Raw genomic sequence first — 14,669 nt, forward strand, 5'->3', positions numbered from 1 at the left:
CCTGAGCAATTATCGTACAATCAGGCGGTTTTGCTTTGGGTTCCACCCGCAACGTGTTTGCAGAGGGCCTTTTCGTGTGAGCAGGCCCTAGTCCTTAGCCATACCAAGAAGAGTCATTCCAATGAAGTTGCGAACCTCTCTGAAGTACACGGTTTCCGTGTTGGCCACGATGGCGTCCTGTGCGATCGCCGGCCAGGCTGTTGCTGCAGACGCAGCGCCGGTCGGTAATGTCCAGAATGCCCGAGACAAGGTTTCGATGTGCATCGGTTGCCATGGCATCCCAGGCTACAAGGCATCGTTTCCCGAGCTTTACCATGTTCCGATGATTGCTGGCCAAAACGCCAAATACATCGAAACGGCCCTCAACGAGTACAAGAAAGGCGCGCGCAGCCATCCCACGATGGATGCGATTGCCGGCAGCTTGACCGACCAGGATATCGCCGACCTGGCCGCGTACTACTCGAATCTCAAGTAAGGGGGCAACACCATGAACCGCACCATGCTTGCCCTTGCGGGCGCGACCCTGGCCATTTCGGGCGCAGCCGCCCAGGCGCAGGACCTGGCGGCCGGCAAGGCCGTCTTCGACAAATTCAACTGCGCCTCGTGCCACGGCGCCGACGCCAAGACGGCGGTGGATCCCGCCTATCCGACGCTGGCCGGCCAGCATGCCGATTACCTGGTGCATGCCCTGAAGGCCTACAAGCGTGGCGCCTCCGGCAGCGCGGCCACGGCCAATGTGCGCAAGAACCCGATCATGGGCGCCTTTGCCACGCAGCTGTCCGACCAGGACATCTCCAACGTGTCGGCGTGGCTGGCGTCGCTGCCCAGCGACCTGGGCGTCCGGCGCTAAGACGCGCCCGCTGCGGCGGGTGTGCAAGCAAAAAACTCTCGCGTGCGAGGGTTTTTTTGTTTGGGTCAGAGGCTGGCGCGGCGGCGGATCAGGTCGATGTAGGTGTCGCTGTCCAGCGGCGTGCCCAGGCGCTGCGCTTCCCAGACGACCTGGCCCAGGCATTCCATGATTTCGTGGGCGGCGTGGTGCGCGTCCGAGCGCGCCGTCAGCTGCTGGTAGGCCTGGCGGATGCCGGGCGGATGGTCGATGGACAATTGCTCTGCAATCGCCAGGTGCATGGACAGGTGCAGGAACGGATTGGTCCGGCCTTTTTCCACCGCGTATTCGGCCGTCATGGCCTCGGGGCTTTCGAGGTCTGCGTGGTATTCCGGGTGCTCGATGATCCAGTCCAGCGCGATCGCCTCCAGCGGGGTCAGGACCTCGTTGGCGCGGTGCTTGCGCCAGGTTTCGATAAAGAATTCGCGAACTTGGTCGCGGGAGGGATTGAACATCGGGAGGGAGCCAAAAGCAGGATGGAGTCGCTTTATTTTACCGCCCCACGACGCAGCTCAGGTTTCGCCCGGCGCTTTGCGATATAGAATGGGCTGCTATCCGCCATCCGGTGTGCGGTTCGCAGGAGGCGGTATGACCCGCGGAATCGGACGTGGTCCGATCCTGGCGCGTGCAGAAAAACCACCCGGAGCAAATGGAGCATTCATGTCCTACCAACATATCAAGGTTCCCGCCGGCGGCCAGAAAATCACGGTCAACGCCGATTTCTCGCTGAATGTGCCTGACCAGCCCGTCATCCCCTTCATCGAAGGCGACGGCACGGGCGCCGACATCACCCCCGTCATGATCAAGGTCGTCGACGCGGCAGTGGAGAAGGCGTATGGCGGCAAGCGCAAGATCCATTGGATGGAGGTCTACGCCGGCGAAAAGGCCACCAAGGTCTACGGCCCGGACGTGTGGCTGCCCGACGAAACCCTGGAAGTCGTCAAAGACTACGTGGTTTCCATCAAGGGCCCGCTGACCACCCCGGTCGGCGGCGGCATCCGGTCGCTGAACGTGGCCCTGCGCCAGCAGCTGGACCTGTACGTGTGCCTGCGCCCCGTGGCGTACTTCAAGGGCGTGCCGTCCCCGGTGCGCGAGCCCGAAAAGACCAACATGGTGATCTTCCGCGAGAACTCGGAAGACATCTACGCCGGCATCGAATACATGGCCGAAAGCGAGCAGGCCAAGGAACTGATCCAGTTCCTGCAGACCAAGCTCGGCGTCAAGAAGATCCGTTTCCCGAACACCTCGTCCATCGGCATCAAGCCGGTGTCGCGCGAAGGCACCGAGCGCCTGGTGCGCAAGGCGGCCCAGTACGTCATCGACAACGACCGTACGTCGCTGACGCTGGTGCACAAGGGCAACATCATGAAGTTCACCGAAGGCGGCTTCCGCGATTGGGGCTACGAGCTCCTGCAGAAGGAGTTCGGCGCGCAGCTGATCGACGGCGGCCCGTGGTGCAAGTTCAAGAATCCCAAGACGGGCCGCGAGATCATCGTCAAGGACGTGATTGCCGACGCGTTCCTGCAGCAGATCCTGCTGCGCCCCGCGGAATACGACGTCATCGCCACCTTGAACCTGAACGGCGACTACATTTCGGACGCGTTGGCCGCGCAAGTGGGCGGCATCGGCATCGCCCCGGGCGCCAACATGTCCGATTCCGTGGCCATGTTCGAGGCCACCCACGGCACGGCGCCCAAGTATGCCGGCAAGGACTACGTGAACCCCGGTTCCGAAATCCTGTCCGCCGAAATGATGCTGCGCCACATGGGCTGGACCGAAGCCGCGGACCTGATCATCTCCAGCATGGAAAAGTCGATCCAGTCCAAGAAGGTCACGTACGACTTTGCCCGTCTGCTGGAAGGCGCGACGCAAGTGTCGTGCTCCGGTTTTGGCCAGGTGATGATCGAAAACATGTAAGCCGCGAAAAGGGCCCTCCGCAAGGCTGTCTGCCGTGCAAGGCCCGGCTCCCGCTCTTTCGCCAAACCCGCCCGCCTTCATGGCCGGCGGGTTTTCTCTAACCACCGGCATGACGCGCATCGTGCGTGCTTTGTTCTTTTCAGGTTGATTGTTGTGCCCCGACTGTATGTAACCCTGGCCGCCTGGCTGGTGCTGCTGATGCCCGCCCTGGCGCTGACCAGCCCCGTGGGCGGCCCCGCCGTTCTGTATCTGAGTGCCTTGATCGCCCTGACCGCGATCACCATGAACGCCGTCAAGCGCTACGAGCCCATGGATTTCCGCGCGCTCTGGCCCCTTTCCCTGGCGCTGCTGTCGCCGCTGGCCTGTCTGCTGATCACCTCGGCCGTGAAAGGCATGTGGAGCAGTTCCGAACTTGAGAAACTGCTTCGGTTTGCCTTGGCGCTTCCCGTCCTGTGGTTGCTGCTGCGCGCGCCGCAACGTCTGCTTCGCCATATCGAATGGACCATCCTGGCCGGTGCGCTGGCCGGGTCCATCCTCTTGATCGTGACGATGCTCTCGGGCGGCCGCGGCGCGGTGGTCGAGGTGGGCGGACGCTACAACGCCGTGGCCTTTGCCAACATGGTGCTGCTGTTGGGCGGCATGACGTTGCTGTCGCTGGGCTGGGGGCCGGGCTCGCGCTGGCCGCGCCTGGAAACGGCGGTCAAGCTTGTGGCCGTGGCGCTGGCCGTGGTCGCGACCTGGATGTCCGAGACCCGCAGCAGCTGGATGCTGTTGCCCATTCTGGGCCTGGTCTTTCTGCTTGGGCTGCGCAACTGGCGCCGGCGCCACAAGGTGTATTGCGCGCTGGCTATCTGCGTGGCGCTGGTCGCCAGCGCGGCGGCCATCTGGACCTTCAGCAGCCGCATGCAGCAGATCACCCACGACGTTCAGGGTTTTTCCACGTCGGCCAACCGCGATACGTCGTTCGGCATCCGGCTGCAGCTGTGGCATGCCTCGTTCCTGATGTTCGAAAAGAGCCCGATCGTGGGCATCGGTCCCAGCCGGTTCCGCGAGGAACTGCGCGAGCTGCAGAAGCAGGGCATCGTGACGCAGGAAGTGGTGGATGGTTTTGGCGAGCCACACAACGACCTGCTGGCCGCCATGGCGGGATACGGCCTGCTGGGTCTGTTGAGCATGCTGGCGTTGTATCTGGTGCCGGCAGGCGTGTTCTTCCGGCGCCTGGCCAGCGACGACCGGGTTATCCGGGTGGGCGCGCAGATGGGGCTCTTGTTCTGCCTGAGCTACTGCGCCTTCAGCATGACCGAGATGATGTTCCGCAATATGCGCAGCGTGCCCACTTATGCGCTCATCATGGTGGCGCTGATTGCCCTGACGACGGCGCGGCCGCAACGCATTCCCCCGCCCAGGGCCTAGGGAACGGGCGGGCCTCGTCCCGCGGTCCGGTTTAAAGAAGAACGCAAGGCGCGAGTCGCCTTGCGTTTTTTTTATGAGAATTGAGCTAGATCAAAGTGACTAGTCAAATCGAATTCAAACGAAGTTTGAAATAGTATGCTCGTCGGTCAATCTACATAAAAAGTCACAATCCGCCGATTTTTGTTTCGATTGGCGGTCATGCAGAAGAGAGTCGATGAGTCATTCCAGCTTGCGCAGGGAACTGTTGTGGTTCGTGTTTGCCATTGGCGCCGCCGTCCTGGCGCTGGGCGTGTGGGACGCCTGGCAGCGGCGCGCCGAGATGATGGAGGATCGCAAGACGGAGCTTCGCCACGTGATCGACATGGCTGCGGGCGTCGTCAGCGGGGGCAAGCGGCGCGTGCAGGAAGGCGTGCCGCTGGCCGAAGCCAAGCGCGATGTGGCGCGCCAGCTGTCGGCAATGCGGTACGGCGCAGATGGTTATGTGGGCGCGTTTGGCGACGACTACGATCTATTGGTGCATCCCGACGCGAAGCGGGTGGGCACGAACGTGCGCGCCACGCGCGACAGCGACGGGCAGCCGCTCTTTGAAAACCTTTACGCGCAAGGCAAGGCGGGCGGCGGCTACGTGCGCTACCTATTCCCGCGGCCGGGCGCCGAGGATCCGCTGCCCAAGTTGACCTACGCAGCCTACGACCCGGAATGGGGCTGGCTGATGTTCACGGGCCTGTATGTCGACGACGTCGACGCGGCGTTCTACGGCACGCTATGGCGGCAGGGCAGCGTGACGCTGGTCTTGCTGGCCCTGGTGTTGGCGGCGGCGCTGCGCTTTTTCAGCACGCACATCCTGCGGCCGCTCGATGAGGCGGTGGCCGTGTGCGAGCGGGTGGCCAATGGCGACCTGTCCAGCGCCATCTCGCACCATCATCGCGGCGAAATCGGCCAGCTGTTCGGCGCAATGGCGCGGATGCAGCAGCGGCTGGACGCGGCGGTGCGCACCATCGTGCATTCCACCGCGTCCATTGCGGCCGCCTCGCGCCAGATCGCCGCAGGCAGCGTGGACCTGTCGGACCGCACGGAACAGCAGGCGGCGGCCTTGGAACAGACCGCGGCCAGCGTGGAAGAGATCACCGCCACCGCCCGGCAAAGCGCCGAGCACGTGCGCGAGGTCAGCGCGTTGGCCGCCGAGGCCGCGCGTCTGGCCCGGCAGGGCAGCGACGAGACGCAGCACGCCATCGACGCCATGCGCGAGATCTCGCACAGTTCGCAGCGCATCGACGAGATCATCCGGCTGATCGACGAGATCGCGTTCCAGACCAATATCCTGGCGCTGAACGCCGCCGTCGAAGCCGCGCGGGCGGGCGAGCAGGGTCGCGGCTTTGCCGTGGTGGCGGGCGAAGTCCGGGCGCTGGCCCAGCGTTCGGCCACGGCCGCCAAAGAGATCAAGACGCTGATCGAGGCGTCGTCCGCCTCCGTGGCGCGCGGTAGCCAACGCGTGGAGCAGGCCAGCGCCACGATGGGCAGCGTGCTGGAATCGGCGGCCACCAGCGCGCCGCTGATGAGCGAAATCGCCACGGCGTCCGGCGAGCAAAGCGCGGGTATCGAGCAGATCAACGTGACCGTGACGCATCTGGACGGCGCCACGCAGCAGAATGCGGCGCTGGTGCAGGAGTTCGCGGCCTCGGCCGCCACGCTGCATGGACAGGCGGGCGACCTGGCGCGCGCCGTGGCGATCTTCAGGCTGTCTGCAGCCGGTCAGCCAATGCCGGGATGAGGTCCAGGGCGCGCCGCAGCCGCGCGCTCAGCTTGCGGCTGGCGGGCATCATGGGCAGGCGAAGCTCGTCGGCGATGAGGCCCTGCATGGCCAGCGCGCGCTTGACCGGCGCGGGATTGGGCTCGCTGAACAGCAGCCGGATCAAAGGGCGCAAGGGGTCAAAGCAGTCGCGCGCGGCCTGCGCATCGCCTGCCTGTGCCAGCGCCATCAGCGCGACAAAGCGTTCCGGAAAGAGATGCGCGGCCGCGGGAATGGCGCCGCGTCCACCCGCCAAAAAGTGGTCCAGCAAAGCCAGGTCCTCGCCGCACAGCGCATTCAGCCGGCCTCGCGCGTTCAAGGCGGCCAGCACGGCCGAATTGCATTCCTTCACCGCGCCGAAGTTGGGCAGCAGTGCCAGCGCCTCCATGGTTTGGACCGTCATGGCGACGCCCGCGCGCTTGGGGATGTTGTACAGGATGATGGGACGCTCGGTGGCCCATGCGATCTGCCGGTAGTGCCACAGAATTCCGGCCTGCGACGGACCCAGGTAATACGGTGGCGGGACCAGGTAGCCGGCCGGCGCGTAGCGGTCCAACCGGCGCACCGCCGTGGCCACGCCCCGGGTGTCGACGCCGCCCACGCCCAGGACCATCGGCAGCGCGTGCGCGTCGCTGTTGATGGCCTCGATCATCTCGATCTTCTCCGGCATGCTCAAGAGGTTGCCCTCGCCGGTGGAGCCAAAGAGCACCAGGCCGGCGATGCCGGCGTTGCGGTAATAGCGGGCCAACGCCTGCGCGGCGTCCAGATCCACGTGGCCGCCTCGCATGGGCGTCACCATCGGCAGCCACAGGCCCTCGAACATGGGTTTGGGTCTCGGGTGCATGGCTCAGCGCTCCGTGACCGCAGTTGCCGGGCGCGCCGGCCCGAATTCCGCGCGGGGCAGACCGCGCATGACCGCGGACATCATGGCGTCCAGTTCGCCGCATTCGCATTGCAGTTCCAACGTGCTTTGGGCGTGCGCGTGGTCCACCGACAGCAGGTAGACGCCAATGCGGTCGCCCAATGCGCGGTGCAGGGCCAGCCGCACGTTCAGCGCGTCCAGCGTATCGATGCGCACGGTCAGCGAGATCAGGCGGCATTGCGGCTGCGGCACGGGCGAGGCGGCAACGGGGGCGGCTATCGGAACCTGGCGAAGGCGCGGTCGGGGAATCATGGCGGTTTGAAGGCGGGGGCCGTTGAGGGCGTCCCGCATATCCGGTGGGTTGATGACGATTCCACTATAGGAACCGCGCCGTAAAACCTGCCGATAAATGCGGGGGCGCCCTGTAAAAACCGCGTCAACGGCAGGCCGGTCAGAATGTCTTGGTCACCGACAAGAGGCCAGTGGCGCGTCCCATGTCGCGGCCGCGGGTGTTGGTGTAGACGGCGCGGTCGGCGTTGGTGTCCAGATAGGCCAGCGACACCGACAACCCCTGGCCGAAGTCCTTGGTCAGGCCCAGCTTCCAGCCGGTGTAGGACCCGTTGTCGACATTGCGCACGATCTGGCGGCCCGCATGGGCGTTGAGGACGAGGCCCCAGATGCCGGTGTCGAAGTTGCCCGACAGGTCGAAGTATTGGCTGTACTTGCTGTCGGCAAAGCCGAACAGGTTGGTCAGCGCGAGGGAGTACTTGAACATCACCGGGCCGTAGCCGATGCCGGCGTAGAGTTCGGTGGTGTCGGGGCTGGTGAAGCCGGACGGATAGTCGCCCGGGTAGTAATACTGCAGCACGCCCAGGTCCACGGGCACGCTGTTCGTCAGATTTCCCTTGTAGCCGCCGTAGAAGTCCATTTCCACCGGCGCGGAGACGTCGCTGTTGCTGTCGTTCAGCCAGCTGATGCTGGAGTTCCAGTTGCCCAGGTAAAAGCCGCTGGCGTGCGCGAGGTCGAAGCCGCCTTGGATGGCGGGCTGGTTGTTGGTCTGCATGAGACCGCGATAGCGGTACTGACTGGCGAGCGTGACGTTGGCCGTCAGGGAATACGGCGACACGGCATCGGTGGCGACGGGGGCGTCGGCGGCTTGCGCCAGGGGAACGAGGGAAAACAGCGCCACTGCGGCAAGGGTGTTGCGGGGCATGGAAAGCCTCCTGGTGTTGTGCGGACCGCAACAATAGGAGGACCGGCATAAAGCGCGAGACAAGACTCGCGCCCTGCGCGTAAAGCGCGCATCAAAACGGCGGTGCGCGCGAAAGATCAGCCCGCGAAGCGGTAGCCCACGCCGATCTCGGTCAGCAGGAACACCGGCTGCGCCGGGTCGGCCTCGAGCTTCTGGCGCAGGTGGCCCATGTAGATCCGCAGGTAGTGATTGCTCTCGACATGAGACGGCCCCCATACCTGCCGCAGCAGTTCGCGGTGGGTCATGACCTTGCCCCGGTGGGCCAGCAGCGCCGCCAGCAGGCGGTATTCCATCGCGGTCAGGTGCACGTGCTGGCCGGCGCGTTCGACCACGCGCCGCGAGAAGTCCACGCGCACGTCGCCAAACGCGATCTCGGCTGCATTGCCCGCGCCGCCCCGCCCATGCCTGCGCAACAGCACGCGCAAACGCGCCAGCAGTTCACTGACGCCGAAAGGCTTGGCAAGGTAGTCGTCGGCGCCCGCGTCCAGCGCCGCGACCTTGTCGGCTTCTGCGCTGCGCGCGGACAGCACCAGCACGGGCACTTCGGTCCAGCCGCGCAGTTCGCGGATCAGTGTCATGCCGTCATCGTCGGGCAGGCCCAGGTCCAGCACGATCGCGTCGGGCTGGCGGGTGCCCGCCTCGATCAGCCCGCGTTTGACGGAGTCGGCCTCGTGCACCACGCAGCCTTCGCTTTCCAGGGCCTGGCGCACGAACCGCCGGATGTTGGCGTCGTCTTCGATGATGAGGACTATGGGCTGGAAATCGAACATGGGGGTACTCAGGCGGTTTCGGGTTGGATCTCGGGCGGGACGCCCAGCGGCAAGCTGAAGACGAACTGCGCGCCGCTGGCCTGGCCGGGCGCGTGTTCGACCCAGATGCGGCCGTGGTGAGCGGCGACGATGGCTTCGCACACCGCCAGTCCCAGGCCGACGCCAGGCGTGGCGGACTCGCGTTCGCCACGCGTGAATTTTTCGAAGATGCGGCGTTCGGCGCCGGGCGCCACGCCGGGGCCGTTGTCGGCGATGGCCACGCGCATTTCGCGCCCTTGCGCTTCGGCTCCCGGCGTTTCGGCCTCATGCACGACGGCGTGAATGCGCAGCGTGCTGCCGGCAGGCGTGTACTTGGCCGCGTTCTCCAGCAGATTGCACAGCACGCGTTCGATCAGCACGCCGTCGCACTCCACCAGCGGCAGCGCCGACAGCGGCGCGACCAGGACCTCGCGGCCGGCCAGCGGCTCGCGCATGGCCGCCAGCGCGGCGCCGACCAGTTCTTCGATGGACTGCCACTCCAGGCGCAGCGGCGTATCGCGGCTTTGCAGCCGCGCCATGTCCAGCAGGTTGACCACCAGCGCGTGCATGCGCTGCGCCTGATCGCGCATGGCGCGCACCGTGTCCTGCACGCCAGCGGGCAGCGCCTGCCGCTCGCGCATCAGCGTGTCGGTCATGCCCACCAGGCTGGTGAGCGGCGTGCGCAGGTCGTGCGAAACCGCGGCCAGCAGCGAGTTGCGCAGTTTTTCGGATTCCATGCTGACCACGGCCTGCTGCGCCACCTCGACATAGTGCAGGCGTTCGAGCGCAATGGCGATCAGGGTGGCGTAGGCCTGGACCTGGCGGCGCGTGTCGGGATGGGCGTAGAGGCTGCGGCGGGGCGCGTCCAGCACCAGCACGCCGCGGGTGCGCATCGGCGCCTTTAGCGGCAGGTACAGCAACGCGCTGTTGGACAGGGTGGCGGTGCCCGCGCCTGCGGGCTGGCCGTGGTCGTAGACCCACTGCGCCAGCGCCGATTCGGGCGCGGACATGTCGCTGTCGGCGGGCATGGCCAGTTTCAGGCGGTCGTCCAGGCCCAGGATGTAAAGCGCGCAACGCGCGCCAAAGGTGGCATGCACGAACGAGCCGGCCAGCGCGACGATCTGTTCGGGCAGCAGGGCGGAGGACAGTTCGCGCGCGAATTCGTAGAGGCTGCGCGCGTCGGCCTCGCGCTTGACCGACGCCTGCGCCTGCAAGCGCAGGCCGGCGGTAAGCTGGCCGATCAGCAAGCCCACGCCAAGCAGCACGCCGAAGGTCAGCAGGTACTGCACGTCCGACACGGCGAACGAAGACAGGGGCTGCACGAAGAAGAAGTCAAACAGCCCGACGCTGACGACCGACGCGAGCGCGGCTGGCCCGCGTCCGTGCCGCAGTGCGACGGCGGCCACCGCCAGCAGGAACAGCATGACGATGTTGGTCTGGTGCAGCGCGGGGAAGACGAGTGAGGACAGCGCCGTGGCCACGGCGCAGTAGCACAGCGCCCACACGTACCCCGCCAGTGGCCGGGCGGCGCGTTCGTCGTCGGCTGCGCGCGCGCGGCGGCCCAGCGTGAGCGGGTCGCGTTTGGCGGGTGCGTGCTGGGGCACGGGCGGCGCGCCCAGCCGGATGATGTCGATCTCCGGGCACCCGGCGGCGAGCTGGTCGGCGAAGCTGTGGCGCCGCCACAGCCAACCGTGCGACATGCCGGCGGTCAGCAACGCCGTCAGCGACAGGCGCAGGCGCTGCCATCCGCCGGCGCGGGTGCGGCCCACGATCACCTTGGTGATGTTGTGGCGGCGGACATAACGCACGACGGCGTCGACCATGTCGCCGCCTGCCAGCGTTTCGGTGCGCGCGCCCAGCGCGTCGGCGAGCGCCAGGCCGTGCTGCAGGCGCTCGGTTTCGGCGGCGGCGGGCGGCGCGGCGCGCGGCGTGTCGATGGTGACGACATGCAGATCGCAATCGAGCTGCTGGCTCATGCGATGGGCGTTGCGGATGACGTACTCGGCGTCGGCGTCGGACCCGATGCAGGCCACGATGGCTTCGCGCGTGCGCCACACGGAATCGATGGCGCGGTCGCGGCGGTACGCCTGCACGTCGTCGTCCACGTGCTCGGCCGTGCGCCGCAGCGCCAGCTCGCGCAGCGCGATCAGATTGCCCTTGCGAAAGAAATTGCGGGAGGCGTGCCGGGCCTGTTCGGGCAGGTAGACCTTGCCTTCCTTCAAGCGGCGCAGCAGTTCGTCGGCCGACAGGTCGACCAGCATGACCTCGTCGGCCGCGTCGAACACGTCGTCGGGCACCGTTTCCCAGACGCGCACGCCGGTGATGCTGCCCACGGCCTCGTTCAGGCTGTCCAGGTGCTGCACGTTCAGCGTGGTCCAGACGTCGATGCCGGCCGCGAGCAGCTCCTGGATGTCCTGCCACCGCTTGGCGTGGCGCGAGCCGGGGGCGTTGGAGTGGGCCAGTTCGTCGACCAGCACCAGCGCCGGACGGCGGCGCAACGCGCCGTCCAGGTCGAATTCCTTGAGCACGTGGCCGCGGTAGACAACGTCCCGAAGCGGCAGGACCGGCAGGCCATCGAGCAGCGTCGCGGTCTCGCGGCGGCCGTGGGTTTCGACGATGCCCGCAAGCACGTCCGTGCCCTGCGCAGCCTGCGCGCGCGCCGCCGCCAGCATGGCGTAGGTCTTGCCTACGCCGGCCGACGATCCGAAATACACGCGCAGCTTGCCGCGCACCGCCTGCCGCTCGGCGGCGTCCAGGGTTTTCAAGAGCGCGTCCGGATCGGGACGCTCGCCAGCGATGTCAGCCATGAACGCGCAAGGAAGGGGAGGAAACGGCTGGCAATACTATACGCCGCCCCATCAGCGCGGCCCGCGCAGCTTGTCCAGCGCCAGGTTCAGCGTCAGCACGTTGACCGCGGGGCTGCCCAGCACGCCCAGCCAGGGCGTGGCGGTGTGGGCCCGGATCAGCGCATCGACCTCGCTGCGCGGCAGATTGCGGGCCCGCGCCACCCGGTCCGCCTGATAGGCCGCGGCGGCCGGACTGATGTGCGGGTCCAGCCCGCTGCCCGAGGCGGTGACCAGGTCGGCCGGGACCGGCGCGGCGTTGTCCGGATCGGCCGCCTTCAAGGCGGCGATGCGAGCCTGGACGGCCTCGGCCAGCGCCGGGTTGCGCGGGCCAAGATTGGAGCCGCCGGAGGCCGCCGCGTTGTAGGGCATGGGCGCCGTGGCCGACGGGCGGCCCCAGAAGTATTGCGGCGAGGTGAACGATTGGCCGATCAACGCGGATCCGACCACCTTGCCGTCCTGCTCGATCAGCGAGCCGGCGGCCTGGTGGGGGAACACGGCCGACGCGATGCCGGTGGTCAGAAACGGATAGGCCAGGCCGGTGATGAGCGACAGCGCGGCGAAGACGGTCAGCGCGGGGCGCAGGATGCCGCCTTGGCGCGGCGCGGAAGTTGCGGTGGTCATGAGGAATTCCTTTGCGTGGAGGCTTGCAAGGCAGTGGCAGGGATGAGCGTCAAGCCCAGCCCAGCGCGGCCAGCACCATGTCGATGAGCTTGATGCCGGCAAACGGCACGATGAGGCCGCCCAGGCCATAGATGAGAAGGTTGCGGCGCAGCAGCACCGAGGCGCCCAGCGGGCGGTAGCGAACGCCCTTCAAGGCCAGCGGGATCAACACCACGATGATCAGCGCGTTGAAGATCACGGCCGACAGGATGGCCGAGGATGGCGTCGCCAGGTCCATGATGTTCAGCACGCCAAGCTGCGGATAGACGGTGGCGAAGGCGGCCGGGATGATGGCGAAGTACTTGGCCACGTCGTTGGCCACGCTGAACGTGGTGAGCGCGCCGCGCGTCATCAGCATCTGCTTGCCGATTTCGACGATCTCGATGAGCTTGGTCGGGTTGGAATCCAGGTCCACCATGTTGCCCGCTTCCTTGGCGGCCTGAGTGCCCGAATTCATCGCCACCGCCACATCGGCCTGCGCCAGCGCGGGCGCGTCGTTGGTGCCGTCGCCCGTCATGGCGACCAGCCGGCCCTGCGACTGGTAGTCGCGGATGAGCTTGAGCTTGGCCTCGGGCGTGGCTTCGGCCAGGAAGTCGTCGACGCCGGCTTCCGCCGCGATGGAGGCGGCGGTCAGCTTGTTGTCGCCGGTGATCATCACGGTCTTGATGCCCATGCGGCGCAGTTCGGCAAAGCGCGACTGGATGCCGGGCTTGACGATGTCCTTGAGCTCGACCACCCCCAATGCGCGATTGCCGTCGCTGACCATCAGCGGCGTGCTGCCGCGCCGCGCCACGTCTTCGGCCAGGCGCAGCGCCTCGGCGGGCACCGTGGCGTCCTGCGCGGCCAGCCAGGCCTGGATCGCGTCGACCGCGCCCTTGCGGATCCTGCGCTCGCCGAGGTCCGCGCCGCTCATGCGCGATTGCGCGGTGAACGGCACGAACTCGATGCCCGCGATGCGCGGCGCGGGCGCATGGATGGCCTTGTCCGCCAAGGCCACGATGCTGCGGCCTTCCGGCGTTTCGTCGGCCAGCGAGGCCAGGCGCGCGGCATCCGCGAGTTCGCGCGCTGAAACGCCGGGCGCCGGCAGGAAGGTGGACGCCTGACGGTTGCCGAAGGTGATGGTGCCGGTCTTGTCCAGAAGCAGCACGTCGACGTCGCCTGCGGCTTCGACCGCGCGGCCGGACGTGGCGATCACGTTGGCGCTCATCATGCGGCTCATGCCCGCCACGCCGATGGCCGACAGCAGGCCGCCGATGGTGGTGGGTATCAGGCAGACCAGCAGCGCCACCAGCACGGTCACCGTGACCGCTGCGCCGCCGCCCGCCGCCGCGACGGCGTAGAGCGAGAAGGGCATCAGCGTGACAACGACCAGCAAGAACACCACGGTCAGACCCACCAGCAGGATGGTCAGCGCCAGCTCGTTGGGCGTCTTCTGGCGCCGGGCGCCCTCGACCATCGAGATCATGCGATCCAGGAAGCTCTCGCCGGGATCGGCGGCGATGCGCACGAAGATCCAGTCCGACAGCACGCGCGTGCCGCCGGTGACGGACGAGAAATCCCCGCCCGACTCGCGGATGACGGGCGCGGACTCGCCCGTGATGGCGCTTTCGTCGACGGAGGCCACGCCGGCGATGACCTGGCCGTCGCCGGGCACCGTGTCGCCGGCTTCGACCAGCACGACATCGCCGCGGCGCAGCAGGCCCGATGGCTGGTTGACGGCCTGGGCGCGCCAGTGCGCCGGGTCCGCCTCCAATGCGTCCTCGTCGCGAAAGCCCTTGAGCAGGTGCGCGTCGATGGTGGTGCGCAGGCCGCGCAGCGTGGCCGCCTGCTGCTTGCCCCGGCCTTCGGCCAGCGCCTCGGCGAAGTTGGCGAACAGCACGGTGAACCACAGCCACACGGCGATGCCCAGGATGAATCCCGCCGGCGCCTCGGCCTGGCCGCCGAGGGCCATGATCCACAGGACCGTGGTGAGCAGGCTGCACACATAGACCACGAACATCACGGGGTTTTTGACCTGCGCGGCGGGCGACAGCTTGCGCAGGCTGTCCACAAGCGCGGGACCCACCAGCGCCCGCGACCAGAGGCCAAAGGGTCGGGCCGCGTCTGGTCGGGCCGCGCTCGGTCGCGCCGCGTCAGTCCGGGCCGCGCTCTGCTTGCCCGCGTTCGGTTGACCCGGTTCGTCGGGCACGGACGCGCGGGCGGCTGTACTGCCGTCAGATCCGATGGTTTGCATATCAATCTTGGCCATGTTCTTTC

At 67.0% G+C, this 14,669-nt stretch carries 13 protein-coding genes; 5 read left to right on the top strand and 8 right to left on the bottom strand.

Annotated elements, in window-relative coordinates; all coding sequences use genetic code 11:
- Positions 1 to 121 precede the first annotated feature (121 nt).
- Positions 122 to 475, top strand: coding sequence for a cytochrome c (locus H4P35_RS04770; protein ID WP_056321309.1), 354 nt, complete (start codon positions 122 to 124; stop codon positions 473 to 475).
- 12 nt (positions 476 to 487) lie between these two features.
- Positions 488 to 850: a cytochrome c gene (locus tag H4P35_RS04775; RefSeq protein ID WP_062840389.1), complete on the top strand. Its 363-nt coding sequence runs from the start codon at positions 488 to 490 to the stop codon at positions 848 to 850.
- 65 nt (positions 851 to 915) lie between these two features.
- On the opposite strand, the gene H4P35_RS04780 is transcribed toward H4P35_RS04775, so the two are convergent.
- Positions 916 to 1,341: a DUF1841 family protein gene (locus H4P35_RS04780; protein ID WP_062840390.1), complete on the bottom strand. Its 426-nt coding sequence runs from the start codon at positions 1,339 to 1,341 to the stop codon at positions 916 to 918.
- A gap of 205 nt (positions 1,342 to 1,546) precedes the next feature.
- On the opposite strand from H4P35_RS04780, the gene icd reads away from it, so the two are divergent.
- From icd to H4P35_RS04795, 3 genes are all read left to right on the top strand, one after another.
- Positions 1,547 to 2,803, top strand: coding sequence for an NADP-dependent isocitrate dehydrogenase (gene icd / locus H4P35_RS04785; protein ID WP_175156822.1), 1,257 nt, complete (start codon positions 1,547 to 1,549; stop codon positions 2,801 to 2,803).
- A 153-nt stretch (positions 2,804 to 2,956) separates the two neighbouring features.
- A complete protein-coding gene (locus H4P35_RS04790; protein WP_226848303.1) occupies positions 2,957 to 4,216 on the top strand; it encodes an O-antigen ligase in 1,260 nt (419 codons plus the stop codon).
- A 214-nt stretch (positions 4,217 to 4,430) separates the two neighbouring features.
- A complete protein-coding gene (locus tag H4P35_RS04795; RefSeq protein WP_226848304.1) occupies positions 4,431 to 5,987 on the top strand; it encodes a methyl-accepting chemotaxis protein in 1,557 nt (518 codons plus the stop codon).
- On the opposite strand, the gene H4P35_RS04800 is transcribed toward H4P35_RS04795, so the two are convergent.
- The 7 genes from H4P35_RS04800 to kdpB form a co-directional block, all read right to left on the bottom strand.
- Entirely contained in the window at positions 5,950 to 6,849 is a 900-nt protein-coding gene (locus H4P35_RS04800; protein ID WP_226848305.1) for a 4-hydroxy-tetrahydrodipicolinate synthase, read from the bottom strand. The genes H4P35_RS04795 and H4P35_RS04800 overlap by 38 nt on opposite strands.
- A 3-nt stretch (positions 6,850 to 6,852) precedes the next feature.
- Entirely contained in the window at positions 6,853 to 7,179 is a 327-nt protein-coding gene (locus H4P35_RS04805; protein ID WP_226848306.1) for a hypothetical protein, read from the bottom strand.
- A 139-nt stretch (positions 7,180 to 7,318) separates the two neighbouring features.
- The gene (locus H4P35_RS04810; protein WP_226848307.1) at positions 7,319 to 8,080 is read right to left on the bottom strand and encodes a TorF family putative porin; all 762 of its coding nucleotides are present in this window, start codon (positions 8,078 to 8,080) and stop codon (positions 7,319 to 7,321) included.
- Between the two features lie 116 nt (positions 8,081 to 8,196).
- On the bottom strand, positions 8,197 to 8,889 hold the full coding sequence (kdpE, locus tag H4P35_RS04815; protein WP_152383582.1) for a two-component system response regulator KdpE: 693 nt from the start codon (positions 8,887 to 8,889) through the stop codon (positions 8,197 to 8,199).
- 8 nt (positions 8,890 to 8,897) lie between these two features.
- On the bottom strand, positions 8,898 to 11,714 hold the full coding sequence (locus tag H4P35_RS04820; protein WP_226848308.1) for a sensor histidine kinase KdpD: 2,817 nt from the start codon (positions 11,712 to 11,714) through the stop codon (positions 8,898 to 8,900).
- A 51-nt stretch (positions 11,715 to 11,765) separates the two neighbouring features.
- Complete coding sequence (kdpC, locus tag H4P35_RS04825; RefSeq protein WP_226848309.1) at positions 11,766 to 12,374, bottom strand: potassium-transporting ATPase subunit KdpC; 609 nt, start codon at positions 12,372 to 12,374, stop codon at positions 11,766 to 11,768.
- 49 nt (positions 12,375 to 12,423) lie between these two features.
- Positions 12,424 to 14,661, bottom strand: coding sequence for a potassium-transporting ATPase subunit KdpB (kdpB, locus tag H4P35_RS04830; RefSeq protein ID WP_226848310.1), 2,238 nt, complete (start codon positions 14,659 to 14,661; stop codon positions 12,424 to 12,426).
- Between the last annotated feature and the right edge of the window lie 8 nt (positions 14,662 to 14,669).

It is taken from the genome of Achromobacter sp. 77, assembly GCF_020541125.1.
GTDB classification, from domain to species: domain Bacteria; phylum Pseudomonadota; class Gammaproteobacteria; order Burkholderiales; family Burkholderiaceae_B; genus Achromobacter; species Achromobacter mucicolens.

What these genes read in the sequence shown, in the direction of transcription:
- H4P35_RS04770 (WP_056321309.1), top strand. Translation starts at nt 122, where the DNA reads ATGAAGTTGCGAACCTCTCTGAAGTACACGGTTTCCGTGTTGGCCACG.
- H4P35_RS04775 (WP_062840389.1), top strand. Translation starts at nt 488, where the DNA reads ATGAACCGCACCATGCTTGCCCTTGCGGGCGCGACCCTGGCCATTTCG.
- H4P35_RS04780 (WP_062840390.1), bottom strand. Translation starts at nt 1,341, where the DNA reads ATGTTCAATCCCTCCCGCGACCAAGTTCGCGAATTCTTTATCGAAACC.
- icd (WP_175156822.1), top strand. Translation starts at nt 1,547, where the DNA reads ATGTCCTACCAACATATCAAGGTTCCCGCCGGCGGCCAGAAAATCACG.
- H4P35_RS04795 (WP_226848304.1), top strand. Translation starts at nt 4,431, where the DNA reads ATGAGTCATTCCAGCTTGCGCAGGGAACTGTTGTGGTTCGTGTTTGCC.
- H4P35_RS04800 (WP_226848305.1), bottom strand. Translation starts at nt 6,849, where the DNA reads ATGCACCCGAGACCCAAACCCATGTTCGAGGGCCTGTGGCTGCCGATG.
- H4P35_RS04805 (WP_226848306.1), bottom strand. Translation starts at nt 7,179, where the DNA reads ATGATTCCCCGACCGCGCCTTCGCCAGGTTCCGATAGCCGCCCCCGTT.
- H4P35_RS04810 (WP_226848307.1), bottom strand. Translation starts at nt 8,080, where the DNA reads ATGCCCCGCAACACCCTTGCCGCAGTGGCGCTGTTTTCCCTCGTTCCC.
- kdpE (WP_152383582.1), bottom strand. Translation starts at nt 8,889, where the DNA reads ATGTTCGATTTCCAGCCCATAGTCCTCATCATCGAAGACGACGCCAAC.
- H4P35_RS04820 (WP_226848308.1), bottom strand. Translation starts at nt 11,714, where the DNA reads ATGGCTGACATCGCTGGCGAGCGTCCCGATCCGGACGCGCTCTTGAAA.
- kdpC (WP_226848309.1), bottom strand. Translation starts at nt 12,374, where the DNA reads ATGACCACCGCAACTTCCGCGCCGCGCCAAGGCGGCATCCTGCGCCCC.
- kdpB (WP_226848310.1), bottom strand. Translation starts at nt 14,661, where the DNA reads ATGGCCAAGATTGATATGCAAACCATCGGATCTGACGGCAGTACAGCC.